This is a genomic window from Blautia sp. HA8986, from assembly GCF_056504635.1.
The window spans coordinates 33,609-49,013 of record NZ_JBWLUQ010000002.1 but is presented as its reverse complement, the minus strand read 5'-3'; the positions used below and the strand labels follow the sequence as shown (position 1 = coordinate 49,013).

General features: G+C 45.9%; 13 protein-coding genes. All 13 read right to left on the bottom strand.

Annotated features, from left to right (window positions below; all coding sequences use genetic code 11):
• Nucleotides 1–227: 227 nt before the first annotated feature.
• The 13 genes from lysS to AC04Q4_RS12880 all read right to left on the bottom strand — a co-directional run bounded on the left by lysS (nt 228) and on the right by AC04Q4_RS12880 (nt 15,316).
• A complete protein-coding gene (lysS, locus tag AC04Q4_RS12940) occupies nt 228–2,261 on the bottom strand; it encodes a lysine--tRNA ligase (protein ID WP_476389110.1) in 2,034 nt (677 codons plus the stop codon).
• A gap of 93 nt (nt 2,262–2,354) precedes the next feature.
• Entirely contained in the window at nt 2,355–2,840 is a 486-nt protein-coding gene (greA, locus tag AC04Q4_RS12935) for a transcription elongation factor GreA (protein ID WP_015526720.1), read from the bottom strand.
• Nucleotides 2,841–3,092: 252 nt separating this feature from the next.
• Complete coding sequence (gene dusB / locus AC04Q4_RS12930; RefSeq protein ID WP_334297457.1) at nt 3,093–4,061, bottom strand: tRNA dihydrouridine synthase DusB; 969 nt, start codon at nt 4,059–4,061, stop codon at nt 3,093–3,095.
• A 9-nt stretch (nt 4,062–4,070) separates the two neighbouring features.
• A complete protein-coding gene (locus tag AC04Q4_RS12925) occupies nt 4,071–4,439 on the bottom strand; it encodes a DUF6145 family protein (protein WP_119239784.1) in 369 nt (122 codons plus the stop codon).
• Nucleotides 4,440–4,599: 160 nt separating this feature from the next.
• Nucleotides 4,600–5,406, bottom strand: a complete 807-nt coding sequence (locus AC04Q4_RS12920) for a biotin--[acetyl-CoA-carboxylase] ligase (RefSeq protein WP_173738106.1) — start codon at nt 5,404–5,406, stop codon at nt 4,600–4,602.
• Entirely contained in the window at nt 5,406–6,404 is a 999-nt protein-coding gene (gene argF, locus AC04Q4_RS12915) for an ornithine carbamoyltransferase (protein ID WP_173738107.1), read from the bottom strand. Before argF ends, AC04Q4_RS12920 begins: the two co-directional genes overlap by 1 nt.
• 26 nt (nt 6,405–6,430) lie before the next feature.
• Nucleotides 6,431–7,372, bottom strand: a complete 942-nt coding sequence (locus AC04Q4_RS12910) for an SPFH domain-containing protein (RefSeq protein WP_173738108.1) — start codon at nt 7,370–7,372, stop codon at nt 6,431–6,433.
• A 4-nt stretch (nt 7,373–7,376) separates the two neighbouring features.
• Nucleotides 7,377–7,817, bottom strand: a complete 441-nt coding sequence (locus tag AC04Q4_RS12905; protein WP_173738109.1) for an NfeD family protein — start codon at nt 7,815–7,817, stop codon at nt 7,377–7,379.
• 28 nt (nt 7,818–7,845) lie between these two features.
• Entirely contained in the window at nt 7,846–8,622 is a 777-nt protein-coding gene (locus AC04Q4_RS12900; protein WP_476389109.1) for a TrmH family RNA methyltransferase, read from the bottom strand.
• Between the two features lie 92 nt (nt 8,623–8,714).
• Nucleotides 8,715–9,377, bottom strand: coding sequence for a potassium channel family protein (locus AC04Q4_RS12895; RefSeq protein WP_173757243.1), 663 nt, complete (start codon nt 9,375–9,377; stop codon nt 8,715–8,717).
• Nucleotides 9,378–9,390: 13 nt separating this feature from the next.
• Entirely contained in the window at nt 9,391–10,785 is a 1,395-nt protein-coding gene (locus AC04Q4_RS12890; RefSeq protein WP_243251527.1) for a TrkH family potassium uptake protein, read from the bottom strand.
• Nucleotides 10,786–10,790: 5 nt separating this feature from the next.
• The gene (pfkA, locus tag AC04Q4_RS12885) at nt 10,791–11,780 is read right to left on the bottom strand and encodes a 6-phosphofructokinase (protein WP_173738112.1); all 990 of its coding nucleotides are present in this window, start codon (nt 11,778–11,780) and stop codon (nt 10,791–10,793) included.
• Nucleotides 11,781–11,848: 68 nt separating this feature from the next.
• Nucleotides 11,849–15,316, bottom strand: coding sequence for a DNA polymerase III subunit alpha (locus tag AC04Q4_RS12880; protein ID WP_173757241.1), 3,468 nt, complete (start codon nt 15,314–15,316; stop codon nt 11,849–11,851).
• Nucleotides 15,317–15,405 lie beyond the last annotated feature (89 nt).

Here is a 15,405-nt window from a genome sequence, read left to right as displayed (position 1 = left end):
GAGTACGAAAAAAAGCACCTCTCAGATTAAACTCTAAGAAGTGCTCTTGTTGTCATGCATATCAATCATTGATCCAGTGAATCAATTTTGATTTCATTCTCAAACCTGTGTCTTTCCACCTGAAATTCGTCATGCTTCATAACGATTCATTATTATCCCAAATTTTGTTGTCAAATTGTTGTCAAACGCAGTCTGACATCATGGTTTTAGACATTTAATATTTAATTTTAGTACAGCTTTGCACCTGCCGGAATATGGTTATCAACCATCAGAAGATGAAGTTTTTCTTCTCCCTCTTCCTCATGAATTGCAGATAACAGCATACCACAGGATTCAATTCCCATCATAGCTCTTGGAGGCAGATTTGTGATAGCGATCAGTGTCTTACCAACCAGTTCTTCTGGCTCGTAATAAGCGTGAATACCGCTTAAAATGGTACGATCTGTGCCTGTTCCGTCATCCAGAGTGAACTGTAACAGCTTCTTGGATTTCTTAACAGCTTCACATGCTTTTACCTTTACAGCTCTGAAATCTGATTTGCTGAAAGTATCGAAATCTACGAATTCCTCAAATAACGGCTCCACTTTTACCTTGGAGAAATCAATTACTTCTTCTTTCTCCGGTGCTGCTTCAGAAGTGCTGTTTGCTGGCTTGGAAGCTTTCTTATCAGCGTCCAGTGACTTCATTGTCGGGAACAGCAGTACGTCTCTGATTGCCTGGCTGTCTGTCAGAAGCATAACGAGACGGTCGATTCCGTATCCGATACCACCTGTTGGCGGCATACCGATCTCCAGTGCGTTCAGGAAGTCTTCATCTGTATGGTTTGCTTCCTCATCACCTGCGTCTGCAAGAGCATCCTGTGCTTTGAAACGCTCTCTCTGATCGATCGGGTCGTTGAGCTCGGAATATGCGTTACACATTTCCCATGTATTGATAAAGAGCTCGAAACGCTCTACCTTGTTCGGATCGGAAGGTTTCTTCTTGGTCAGCGGAGAGATCTCGATCGGATGATCCATGATAAATGTCGGCTGGATCAGCTCTTTCTCACAGTATTCCTCAAAGAAGAGGTTGATGATATCACCTTTCTTGTGACGATCCTCATATTCGATATGATGCTCATCCGCAAGTTTCTTAGCTGCCTCATCATCTGCTACTTCGTCAAAATCAATTCCTGTATATTTCTTGATGGCATCGTTCATGGTCAGACGTGCGAACGGCTTTCCAAGGTCGATCTCAATACCGTTGTAGGAGATCTTTGTGGAACCGCAGACCTTCTCTGCAAGATAACGGAACATGGACTCTGTCAGCTCCATCATTCCCTCATAGTCAGTATATGCCTGATAAAGCTCCATCAGAGTGAACTCCGGATTGTGACGAGTATCAACACCCTCGTTACGGAATACACGACCGATCTCGTAGACTCTCTCAAGTCCGCCCACGATCAGTCTCTTAAGATAAAGCTCCAGGGAAATACGAAGCTTAACGTCTTCGTTCAGTGCATTGTAATGTGTCTCAAAGGGTCTTGCAGCGGCACCACCTGCGTTGGAAACCAGCATTGGTGTCTCCACTTCCATGAAGTCACGTCCTGCAAGGAAGTTACGGATTTCCTTAAGGATCTGGGAACGTTTGATGAATACATTCTTGCTGTCCTGGTTCATGATAAGATCCACATATCTCTGACGATAACGGGTATCTGTATCTGTCAGTCCGTGGAATTTCTCAGGAAGGATCTGTAAGCTCTTGGAAAGAAGGGTCATCTTCTCTGCATGAATGGAGATCTCACCTGTTCTTGTTCTGAAAGCAAATCCCTCCAGACCAAAAATATCACCGATATCAGATTTCTTAAAATCTGCATAGGAATCAGTTCCAATGGCGTCTCTTGCCACATAAACCTGAATATTACCCTGTAAATCCTGGATATTACAGAAAGAAGCTTTTCCCATTACACGCTTGAACATCATACGTCCTGCGATCGATACGTGGATCGGGCTTGCATCCATGATGCTTCTTCTTTCTTCATAATCCTTCTTCTGAGCCTCTTTTGCCTGCTCTTCATCAAGACCTGTTACATCAAGCTCCTTGCGGTCTCTGAGAAGCTCTGCCTCATGTTCTTCATAGAGATTCTTTACCTCAAGGGAATGATGTGTCTGATCAAATTTTGTGATCTGAAACGGGTCCCTGCCATTTGCCTGAAGGTCTGCCAGTTTATCACGACGTACCTTAAGCAGCTGGTTTACATCCTGCTTCTTCTGCTCTGCCACTTGTCGGCCTCCTTAATCTACCAATCGTTTAGCGGATATTTGCAATCCACATTCGCTACTTGCTCATAATTAAATAACTGTTTCACAGTTATATTATACGTTTCTCTGGATCTCAAGAACTTTGTATTTCATAATTCCGGACGGCATCTCAACCTCAACGATATCGTTGGTGTGTGCACCGATCAGTGCCTTGCCTACCGGAGACTCGTTGGAGATCTTGCCCTCAAGGCTGTTAGCCTCTGTAGAACCTACGATCTTCAGCTCCATGTCTTCCTCAAACTCATAATCATGAACCTTAACCTTGCAGCCTACGCTGATTCTGTCAAGATCAACTTCGTCCTCTACTACAACCTCGGCATTCTTAAGGATCTTCTCAATCTCCTCAATACGTGCCTCGATATCTCTCTGCTCATCTTTTGCTGCATCGTACTCAGCGTTCTCAGAAAGGTCTCCCTGCTCTCTGGCCTCTTTAATCTTTCCTGCAACTTCTTTTCTCTTAACAACTTTCAGATCGTGCAGCTCGTCTTCCAGTTTTCTAAGTCCTGCGTATGTGAGTAAGTTCTTCTTTGCTTCTTCCATTTTGCCTTACTTCCTTTCAAAACCGTGCTATTTTTCTGAAAAAATACAGCTTCGGATATTTCTGTTGCTACCATTCCCAAGAGCTCTTTTTTCTAAAAAAGGGCGTAAAAATCTCAGGATATTCACAATTCCTGTATTATACCGAAAAGCCCCAGTATTGTCAAGCATTCCACGTCGAAAAAAGAGCTCTGAAAACGCAGAAAAAACCGCAGGAAATTCCAGATTTCCACACGGTTCTTCCAAGCATTTTTCTTATCGTTCCAAAAGCATATCTGTAAGCTTTTTCAGCTCCTCATAGCTTGCAATATTATTGGATTCTCTCCGAATCCCGGCACTGTGGCGCATACCTGCTGTGTACCAGGCCACATGTTTACGCATCTCCCGGATCCCGATATATTCTCCCTTGATCTCAATCTGGTTTCGCGCATGACGCAAAATCATCTCACAGACTTCCTCCACAGAGGGTTTCGGCAGCTTTTCGCCAGTCCGGAAGTAGTGGTTCAGCTCCCGGAATATCCACGGATTTCCACGGACTGCGCGGCCGATCATCACTGCATCACAGCCAGTCTCTTTAAACATTTCTTCTGCCGCTTCCGGGGACACGATATCTCCGTTCCCGATCACAGGAATCGTCACAGCCTCTTTCACACGACGGATGGCATCCCAGTCAGCCTGCCCGGAATAGTACTGCTGCCTTGTTCTTCCATGAACTGCAATGGCCGCTGCTCCGGCATCTTCCACACGCTTGGCGATCTCTACCACATCAACAGGTGTATTCTCGTCAAAACCGATCCGCACCTTCACAGTCACAGGTTTGGAAACTGCTCCGGAAACACTTCGTACGATCTGTTCAATGAGCCTTGGATTTTTCAGAAGTGCGGAGCCCTCGCCATTGTTTACTACCTTCGGAACCGGGCATCCCATATTGATATCAAGAATGTCAAAAGGACGATCCTCAATGCTTTTTGCCACTTCAGCCATCAGCTCCGGCTCACTGCCAAAAAGCTGCATGGACACCGGATGTTCTCCGGGGTCGATTTCCATCAGTGCTTCTGTATTTTTATTATGATAGGAAATGGCTTTTGCACTGACCATTTCCATGCAGATCAGGCCTGCTCCCTGCTCCTTGCAAAGTTTTCGGAATGCCAGATCTGTCACCCCTGCCATTGGTGCAAGCACAAAAGGATTCTCCATCTCCACATTTCCGATCTTCCACTGCATCTTCATGGATCAGTCCTCAACTGCATCTGCTTTTTTCTTAAGTTCCTCATCCGGGATATCCCCGAGGAAAAATACTTTATAATACATTTCCAGGGATTCCAGAAGATCTTTCTTATTGCGCTGGATCTCTTTGATCTTCAGTGCGCTTCCGATCTCATCAAAACGGCCGTCTGCCTCCAGTGCCTCTGTCTTAAACTGCAGATTTCCGTTCTCATCATATTCCAGTGTCAGGATTCCGCCTACATCCTCTGTAAAAAGCACACACATAATCTGCAGCTCCTGTTTTACTGCGTCCGGAAGGGATGCAAAATCCTGGTTAAAATAGTATTTCTGCTCATAAGAGCTTGCTCCGCAAAGCACAATATTATCCTGATACATAAAATCTCCTCTACACATTAAATACAATTACTGTCCGAAAGCGTTTACTTCTGTCACTCCGAACACAGCTGTCTGCAGTTTCTGATGAAGCTGTAACTGACAGCAATTTCAATATCACTCTGCACAGTCCTGCATCTCTCATCTGCATTATAATCCGGTTTTATACATAGCTGTACAAGCCGCGCACAGAAACTTCTCCGGAATTTACTTCCTCAATGCTTCCATCTGCACGTTCCACAAGAAGCTCGCCACCTGCGTTGATTCCCCGTGCAATTCCCTCATATGGATCATTCTGATTCAGTACACGTACCGGCTGGTTCAGGTTTGCCAGCAGCTTTTCATAATCTGTCTTCATCCCTGACAGATCTTCTGTCTGTACAAATCTCTCGTAATTTTCTTCGAAATGCTTCATCACAAGCCCGACTACTTCAGCCCTGTCAAAAACATGTCCGCTTTCCAGATACAGCGAAGTAGCTTTGTCAGCCATCTCCTCCGGAAAGCTGTCCATATTTACATTGATCCCGACACCAATGACAGCACAGCCGATCTTGTCCTGCTTCATGGTCATCTCTGTTAAGATACCGCAGATCTTTTTGCGGGAAACAACTACGTCATTGGGCCATTTAATTCCCACATCAAGCCCGAGATCTGCCACTGCCTGCGCAACGGAAAGTCCCATAACAAGGGTCAGCATCGGAGCTTTCATCGGGGAAAATTCCGGACAGATGAGAATGCTCATGGTTATTGCACTGTCCGGCGGTGCACTCCAGCGTCTTGTGAAACGTCCGCGTCCTGCCGACTGATATTCAGCTACAAAAAGTTCGCCGTGTTTTGCGCCTTCTTCTTTCCAGACACGTTTTCCCCAGAGATTGGTGGAATCAATTTCTCTTGCAAAATGGACGGTTTTGCCCGCCCATTTTGTATGTGTTGCCTGTGAAATTATTTCTTCATTAAATAAATCTGACATTATTTCTCCGGCTCTCCCAATGTTGCAACGATCACAGCTTTGATCGTGTGCATACGATTCTCAGCTTCGTCAAATACCTTAGACTGCTGAGACTCGAATACCTCATCTGTAACTTCCATATCTGTGAGGTTGAAACGCTCGCCCATCTCTTTGCCGATCTTTGTCTTAAGGTCATGGAATGCCGGCAGACAGTGAAGGAAGATTGCTTTCTCGCCTGCGTTCTCCATTACATGTCTGGTAACTTTGTACGGTGTCAGGTCATGGATACGCTCTGTCCATACTTCGTCAGGCTCGCCCATGGATACCCATACATCTGTGTAAACAATATCTGCATCTTTTGTTCCGGCCTCAACATCTTCTGTAAGAGTGATAGTAGAACCTGCTTCTTTTGCCCACTGCTGGCACTGAGCTACAAGCTCGTCATTCGGGAAGTATTTTTTGTTGGTACATGCCACGAAATCAAGACCAAGTTTGGAGCATACGATCATCAGGGAATTACCCATGTTGTAGCGGGCATCACCCATGTATACAAGTTTCAGACCTTTCAGTTTGCCGAAATGCTCACGTACTGTCAGCATATCTGCAAGCATCTGTGTCGGATGATACTCATTTGTCAGACCATTCCATACCGGAACACCTGCATGTTTTGCAAGTTCCTCAACGATATCCTGGCCGAATCCGCGGTACTCGATTCCCTCGTACATTCTTCCAAGAACTCTTGCTGTGTCAGCGATGCTCTCTTTTTTTCCGATCTGGGAACCTGTCGGATCAAGGTAAGTGGAACCCATTCCAAGATCATGAGCAGCCACCTCGAAAGAACAGCGTGTTCTCGTACTTGTTTTTTCAAAAATCAGGGCAATGTTCCTGCCTCTGTAATACTCATGAAGCTCTCCGGCCTTTTTCTTGGCTTTAAGATTTTCTGCAAGATCTATCATGTAAAGGATCTCTTCCGGTGTAAAGTCTTTCAGTGTCAGGAAATTTCTCCCTTTAAGATTCATAATATATCCTCCTCACGGCTGCAGATTTATTTCTGCTCTGCCGGTTTATCTGTCATAATTTCCTTCAGGGATGTTGCCAACCCTGCGATGCCCTGTATCTCGGACGGAATGATGATCTTCGTTGCTTTGCCGTCGGCAACTTTTGTAAGTGCCTCCAGGCTTTTCAGTGTAAGAACAGACTCATCTGCACCTGCTTCTTTTATCATGCGGAGTCCCTCTGCAGTTGCCTGCTGTACTTTGAGAACTGCCTGTGCCTGACCTTCTGCTTCTTTTATCATACGCTCTTTCTGTGCTTCAGCATGAAGGATAGCCGCCTGTTTCTCAGCCTCCGCGTCAAGGATCGCAGACTGTTTCTTTCCTTCTGCCACAAGGATAGTAGAACGCTTCTCACCTTCTGCTTTCAGGATAGCCTCTCGTCTCTCACGCTCAGCTTTCATCTGTTTCTCCATGGCATCCTGGATCGCTGCCGGAGGAATGATGTTCTTAAGCTCAACACGGTTGACCTTGATTCCCCATGGATCTGTAGCTTCATCAAGGGAAGCTCTCATTCTGGTATTGATTACCTCACGGGATGTCAGTGTCTCATCCAGCTCCATATCACCGATGATGTTACGAAGTGTGGTAGCGGAAAGATTCTCGATGGCCATGATCGGATTCTCAACGCCATATGCATAAAGCTTCGGATCTGTAATCTGGAAAAATACTACAGTGTCAATCTGCATGGTTACATTATCTTTTGTGATCACCGGCTGCGGTGGGAAATCCACAACCTGCTCTTTCAGGTTCACTCTTCTTGCAACACGCTCAATAAACGGAACCTTGAAATGGATACCTGTTCCCCATGTAGCCTTGTAAGCACCCAGTCTTTCCAGTACCACTGCGTAGGCCTGCGGTACGATACGGATGCAGGATGCCAGTATCCACAGAACAAGAACAATGACTACAAGCAAAACAATAATTCCACCCATAATTTTAGCCCTCCTTGCTAAGTTCTTTTACGATCAGCTTCACGCCGCGGATCTCTTCGATCTCGACAACTGCACCTGCCGGGATCTGAACTGAATCATCAGTCGCACGGGCAGTCCATTCGATATCATTGATCCGTACCTGCCCGGTCTGGGCCAGGTTGTTGATCTGCTGTATGACTACAGCTCTTTTTCCCAGAAGGCTCTCTGCATTGGTCTTCTCCACGCCCTTGTTCATGTAGCGGACCGCCAGAGGTCTGGTAAAGATCAGAAGCACCACGGAAACTCCGAAAAATAAAAGGAGCTGTACAACGATCCCAAGCCCAAGCCACGACGCAACGCACGCAATAAGAGCACCGCCTGCAAACCAGACAGTGGTAAGTCCTACTGTGATCGCCTCAATTACCAGTAAAATTGCCAGTATTCCAAGCCAGACTAAAGGTGTCATAAAACCCCTCCTCTCTTTTTTGAAAAAATTATTCTCTTCTCTGTCTTGCAGCTTCATACATCAGGATTCCTGATGCCATGGCAGCATTCAGGGATTCTACCTTGCCGCACATCGGAATCCGGATGAGACAGTCTGCTGCTTCTGCCGCCTGGTCTGTCAGACCTTTTCCCTCGTTTCCGATAAAAAACGCTGTGCCGCCTTTATAGGATTCCTGATCGTAGGAATTCTCACCTTTCAAATGAGCTGCAAAACTGCGGATTCCATTTTCTTTCAGCTTCTTTTCTAATGATACCACATCTTTCACATATAGAAAAGGCATTCTGTAAATGGATCCCATAGTGGAACGAATCACTTTTGGATTGGTGATATCCACGCATGTTTTTGTGAGAAAAACCCCGCTGACTCCTGCGCCTTCACCGGTTCGAAGAATGGTTCCTGCATTTCCCGGATCCTGCAGATCTTCGAGAACCATCACAAGTGGATTTTCGCCTGCAAGTACATCGTCCTCGCTCCAGGCCGGAAGCTTCAGAACTGTCAGAATTCCCTGTGGTGTCTTGGTGTCACACATCTGACGGAATACTGAATCCTTTACGATCTCGTACGGATATTTCTCCACCTGTGCCATCAGCTCCCCATCCTGGGAAAAGCTCTCTGAGACAAACACCTGTGAAACCCATTCTTCCGGTGCTTCCAGAAACATCTTTCTGCCTTCTGCCGCAAAAAGTCCCTGCTCTCTTCTGGCTTTCGCTTTCTGGTTCAGCTGCATGACATTTTTTATTTTTGCATTTGATACGCTGGTTATCATGTTTTTATTTCTCCATTTCTGCTTATCCGTTTTTCCTGCATAAATGCCGATTCCGGGCAAAGCAGATTTTCACATTTCATTTTGCTGCCTGCTTACGAACGCAGTCCCTCAGAGCTTGCGTTCAGATCTTTATTCTTTCCAATGGCGATTACGGAACAATGCTCCGGAAGCGGTTCGGAAGGTTTCAGATCCACAGTAACATTCTCACCCTGCTTGATACCGATGATATTGATATGAAAACACTCCCTGACATTAAGCTCTACGAGGCTTTTTCCGATCCAGGATTCCGGAATGGCAAACTCTGCTATGCTGAATTCCGAGGAAAGTTCAAACACATCCAGATATCCGCCGGACATAAGATTTCTGGCTACACGCAGCCCCATTGACTGTTCCGGATAGATGATTTTATCTGCACCGATTTTGTCAAGAATACGTCCATGAAGGGAATTCATGCTCTTCGCTACTACAAAAGGAACTCCCAGATCCTTGGCCTGCATGGTCGCGGAAATGCTGGCCTCCAGATTTTCCGCAACTGCAATGATCGCCACATCCACGTTCTGAACACCCAGTGCCTTGAGGATCCCCGGCTCACGTACATCCGCTTTCACCGCGTAGGTTACTTTTTCGGAAATTTCTTCAATATTTTCTTCTTTGTCGTCAATGGCAAGAACGTCACAGTCTGACTCAGCAAGTGTCACTGCAAGAGTCATTCCGAACTGTCCCAGACCTATCACAGCAAATGATTTATTCTTCATTCTTTTCTCCTGTTTAACCGATCATAATATCCTCTTCACCCAGATGAGTGGTACTTCCCGGCATGTTGCGTACTTTTGCCACAACTGCTGTTCCCAGAGTCAGCGGCCCAATACGTCCCAGATACATAGTGAGGATCACGATCCATTTACCTGTCACATTTAACTGCGGTGTCAGTCCTCTGGAAAGTCCTACTGTTGCCACTGCGGAAGTGATTTCATACAAAATATCTGCCAGATCTGCTTCCGGCATTGCTGCTGATAAAAGAACCGACATAGTAAAAAGTATCAGCAAACTGGTTCCGGCAACAACCATTGCTGAACGGAGATAGCTCTCGCGAATCCTCCGACCGTAAACTTCCACATCTTTTTTTCCCTGAAGGTACGCTACAATGGAAAGGATCAGAACCGCGATAGTCGTTGTCTTCACACCACCGGCTGTTCCCATAGGAGAACCACCGGTAAACATCCAAAGCAGAGAGATGATCACTGTCGATGTGGACAGCTGTGACTGATCTATCGTATAAAATCCAGCTGTACGTGTTGTCACTGACTGGAAAAAAGATGCCATGATCTTTGTTCCAAGTGGCTTGTCTGCCAGTGTAAGCGGATTTCCGGATTCAAAGATAAATACAAGCAGTGCGCCTGCAAATACCAGTATCCCAGTCATGGTAAGGACCAGTTTGCTCTGAAGACGCAACACCCGAAAAAATCTCCCCGGGGAAAGTTCTTTCTTTATGATCTTACGAAATTTATCCCAGAGATCCCACCATACAATAAATCCAAGTCCTGAAACAATGATCAGTCCGATTGTCGTAAGATTCACCAGTGGGCTGCTCACATAAGCAGCAAGACTTGTTTCCCCGAAAAGGTCGATTCCTGCATTGCAGAATGCAGATATTGCCAGAAACACAGCATGAGTCATACCTTTTTTCCATCCGAATTCCGGCACAAAGCAGATTGCATACAGAACCGCACCGACTCCTTCTGCCAGGAATACACATTTTACTACACTCCGCATGACCGGAACCACGCCGCCCATCTGATCCAGGTTATAGGATTCTTTGATGATCCGACGGTTTTTGAGGGAAATTTTCCTGCGAAAGCTGATAAAGATCATATTTGCAAGAGCGATCAGGCCAATGCCTCCGATCTGTATCAGGCACAGTATGACGATTTTTCCGATGTTACTCCACCGTGTCGCCATAACAACTGTGGAAAGTCCTGTCACACATACACTGGTTGCCGCCGTAAAAACAGCATCCGGGAAGGTAACAGCCTGCCCGGGTGCACTGCAGAACGGCAGCCACAAAATAAGTCCACCTACAAAAATCACCCCCGCAAAGCCGAGGGCAATTATTTGTGACGTATTCAGTTTATGCAATCCGTCTGAAACTTTTTTTAAGTTCATAAATATTATTTTCTGTAATTATGAGAAAGTGAATTGCAGACCTCCCACATGTAGGAGTCTACATTCTTCTGCATTGCAAGAGCCTCATTGATGTCAAAATCAACAAACTCACCATGACGGTATCCAACTACACGGCTGCGTTTTCCGGCAACAAGAAGATCTACTGCAAGAGCACCCATCATAGACGCATATACACGGTCCTTACATGTCGGGTTTCCACCACGCTGCATATGTCCGAGGATAGTAGCACGTGTCTCGATACCTGTTGCAGCCTCGATACGTTTCGCCATGGCTTCGGAATGTCCGATACCCTCAGCATTTACGATAATGTGGTGTTTCTTGCCTTTCTTACGGCTCTCAACGATATTGTCAATAAGCTTCTGCTCGTCATAATCATATTTCTCCGGGATCAAAACGTCCTCAGCACCGTTGGCGATACCGCACCATACAGCAAGGTATCCGGCGTTACGTCCCATAACCTCAATGATACTGCATCTCTCATGGGATGTAGATGTATCACGTACCTTATCAATAGCTTCCATAGCTGTGTTTACAGCTGTATCGAAACCGATCGTATACTCAGTACATGCGATATCAAGGTCAATAGTTCCCGGCAGTCCAATGGTATTGATTCCAAGGTTCGCAAGTTTCTGAGCACCTGCGAAGGAACCGTCTCCACCGATAACAACAAGGCCGTCGATTCCATGTTTTCTGCAGATTTCTGCAGCCTGCTGCTGTCCTTCCTCTGTTCTCATCTCTGCACATCTGGCAGTGTAAAGAATTGTTCCGCCTCGTTCAATCGTATCGGAAACATCTTTTGCTGTCATGTCCCTGATCTCTTCATTTAAGAGACCGCTGTATCCTTTATAGATTCCCTTTACGTTCAGTCCGCTGCTTAATCCTCTTCTGACAACAGCACGGATTGCAGCATTCATTCCAGGTGCGTCACCGCCACTGGTCAAAACGCCGATCGTTTTGATTTTGTTCTCTGCCATATTGTTATCCTCCATCTTATGAAACAACCTATTGTGATACACATATTCGGATATAGTTTATAGCATTTTTATAAGTTTTTCAATACTCTCTCCACAATTTTAACATTGGAACTTCCATATTTTTCACACATTTTATCGAGCCAGGAATCCTCGATATGAACCTGATATGCAGGAGGAAGTTTCTTCATGGCCTTGACATCCTTCAGATAGATGACTACTGTGCTGTTTCCTTTTGATTCCATCAGATCATCCACCAGGTCGGTTTCTGCTTTTGCGTAGTCTTCCCTGCTGTCAAACTGGATCCACAATTCACGCGGCATATCATCAAAAGAGCGGACTTTTTCCAGAATAAGCTTGCTGGCTTTGTCGTCCTCGGCAGATACTCTTCCCTGAATAAAAAGCTTCGCCTCTTCATTGATAAACATCTGACATTTTTCGTAGTCACGCGGGAAAACTACGATCTCCACAGTTCCTACCAGATCTTCCAGTGTAAGGAATGCCATTACCTTATTATTCTTTGTATATTTTATCGTTTTATCCGTGATCATTCCACCGACAATAACCTTCTGGTTATCATAAACCTCCGGAATTCCTGTCTCATCATCCGGCTGGAAATCCGAGGTTTTTGCGGAAATCATTTTTTCCATCATGCTGCGGTACTGTTCCAGAGGATGTCCGCTCAGGTAAATCCCAAGAACATCCTTTTCGAAGGCGAGAATCACATCGTTCGTATACTCAGCGATTTGCGGCATACGGATCTCGAATTCTTTCTTATCTTCTTCTGATACAATATCAAAAAGACTCATCTGCCCTGCCATTGAATGTTTCTTATCCTGGTTAATACTGTCGATGATTTGCGGATAAACGAACATCTTCTGCTTTCGGTTTCCTTCCAGACAATCCAGTGCTCCAGCCTTGATCAGATTTTCCACAACTCTTTTGTTGATCTGATTAATATTACGCTCCACAAAAGTCTTCAGGGAAGTATATTCTCCATGTTCTTCCCTTTCTCTCACGATTCCTTCAATAACCGGACGGCCAATACTCTTAATGGCAGAAAGTGCATAGCGGATAGCTCCTTTATCAACAGAAAATCCATACATACCACGGTTAATATCCGGTGGCAGGATCTGGATTCCCATCTGGCGGCACACAGAAATATACTCTGCAACCTTGTTCGGCATTTCCACAACGGATGTCATCAGCGCAGCCATGAATTCCACAGGATAATAATATTTCAGATACGCAGTCTGATAAGAAACCACTGCATAAGCTGCAGCATGAGACTTGTTAAACGCATACTTTGCAAAATCCGTCATCTCATCGTAGATCTTGTTTGCGATTTCCTCTGAAATTCCGTTTGCAATACATCCCGGAACCCCTTCTTCTTCATTACCGTAAACAAAATTCTGACGCTCTTTTGCCATGACAGAAGCTTTTTTCTTGGACATGGCACGGCGCACAAGGTCACTTCGTCCAAGCGTATATCCGGCAAGCTCTCGAACGATCTGCATAACCTGCTCCTGATACACAATACATCCATAAGTCGGCTTCAGGATCGGCTCCATCTGCGGACAATCGTAACGGATGGTATCCGGGCGGTTCTTTCCTCTGATATACTGAGGAATAAAATCCATAGGCCCCGGACGGTACAGCGAAATTCCTGCGATCACATCCTCAAGACTCTGGGGTTTCAGCTCCTTCATGAAGTTTTTCATACCCGCACTCTCAAGCTGGAACACACCGTCAGAACGTCCGGTTCCAAGGGAATCCAGTACTTTTTTGTCGTTATAATCGATCTTCTGCATATCCAGAAGAGTACCCGTGTCTTTTTCCACCATTTTTACTGCATTCTGGATAACTGTCAGTGTCCGGAGACCCAGAAAATCCATTTTCAGAAGACCAAGCTCTTCCAAAGTTGTCATGGTAAACTGAGTGACAATGGAACCGTCCTGTGCCCTGGAAAGCGGCACATATTCAGAAACATCCTTCTGGCTGATCACAACACCCGCCGCATGCATGGAAGTATGCCTTGGAAGACCCTCCAGCCGCTTTGCAAGATCGATCAGACGATGGATATCTTCCTGTTCCTCATAAGCTTTACGAAATTCCGGATTCATCCCCAGCGCCTTATCTATCGTGATATTAAGCTCCTGCGGGATCATCTTTGCAATGGTATCCACCTGTGCATAAGGCATATCCAGAACACGGCCGACATCGCGGATAACACCTCTCGCTGCCAGCGTACCAAAAGTAACGATCTGAACCACGCAGTCATCGCCGTATTTCCGTCTTACATAATCGATAACCTCCTGTCTTCGTTCGAAGCAGAAGTCAACATCAATATCAGGCATGGATACTCGTTCCGGATTCAGAAAACGCTCAAACAGCAGGTCATAACGGATAGGATCCAGCTGAGTAATCCCAAGTGTGTAGGCAACCAGGCTTCCTGCGGCAGAGCCTCGGCCAGGGCCAACCATAATGTCATTATCCCGGGCATATTTAATGAAATCCCACACAATGAGAAAATAATCCACATATCCCATATTTTTAATGGTAGTGAGCTCATAATCCAGACGCTTCTTCAGTTCCTCTGTTACCGGATGGTACCGTTGTTCCAGTCCCTCATGGCAAAGCTTGTTCAGATATTCCCAGGAAGTAAGCCCGTCCGGCACATCATATTTCGGCAGCTTGGTCACACCGAATTCGATCTCCACATGACATCTCTCGGCTATCTTATGAGTATTTTCCAGAGCTTCCAGAGCATATGGAAAAAGTCTTGCCATCTCTTCCGGAGATTTCACGTAATACTGACCGCCCTCATAGCGCATTCTGTTCTCATCTGTAAGTTTCTTCTGTGTCTGCAGGCAAAGAAGCACGTCATGGGGCTCCGCATCCTCAGCCATGGTGTAATGCACATCATTGGTAGCAACCAGATCAATGCCTGTCTCTCTGTGCATGCGGAGAAGCTGCTGGTTTACAGTCTGCTGCTCCGGAATTCCATGATCCTGCAGCTCCAGAAAAAAATTCCCTTTTCCAAAAATATCCTGATAACGCAGGGCTGCGACCTTCGCATCCTCGTACATACCCCGTGCAAGGTAACGGGCTACTTCTCCGGCCAGGCAGGCACTTAATGCAATGATTCCCTCGTGATATTTTTCCAGAAGCTCAAGATCTACACGAGGCTTATAATAAAAACCTTCCACAAATGCCCTGGATACGATCTTCATCAGGTTACTGTAGCCCTGGTTGTTCTCAGCCAGAAGCACAAGATGGTAATAACGGTCATCTCCGCTTCCTACCTCCCTGTCAAAACGTGATCCGGGAGCCACATAAACCTCGCAGCCCAGGATCGGATTGATTCCGGCTTCTCTGGCAGCCCTGTAAAAATCGATCACACCATACATAACGCCGTGGTCTGTGATCGCCGCGCTGTCCATTCCCAGTTCCTTCACCCTGGCCACGTATTCTTTAATTTTGTTGGAGCCATCCAGAAGACTGTATTCTGTATGGACATGCAAATGTGTAAACTCCAAATTTTCTCTCCTTATTGTGAAAAAAAGCTCCGCATCCTACCCGCCCTGCACTTTATCTCGGAACGTGCCGGAGCGTGTCTGATCCGGAG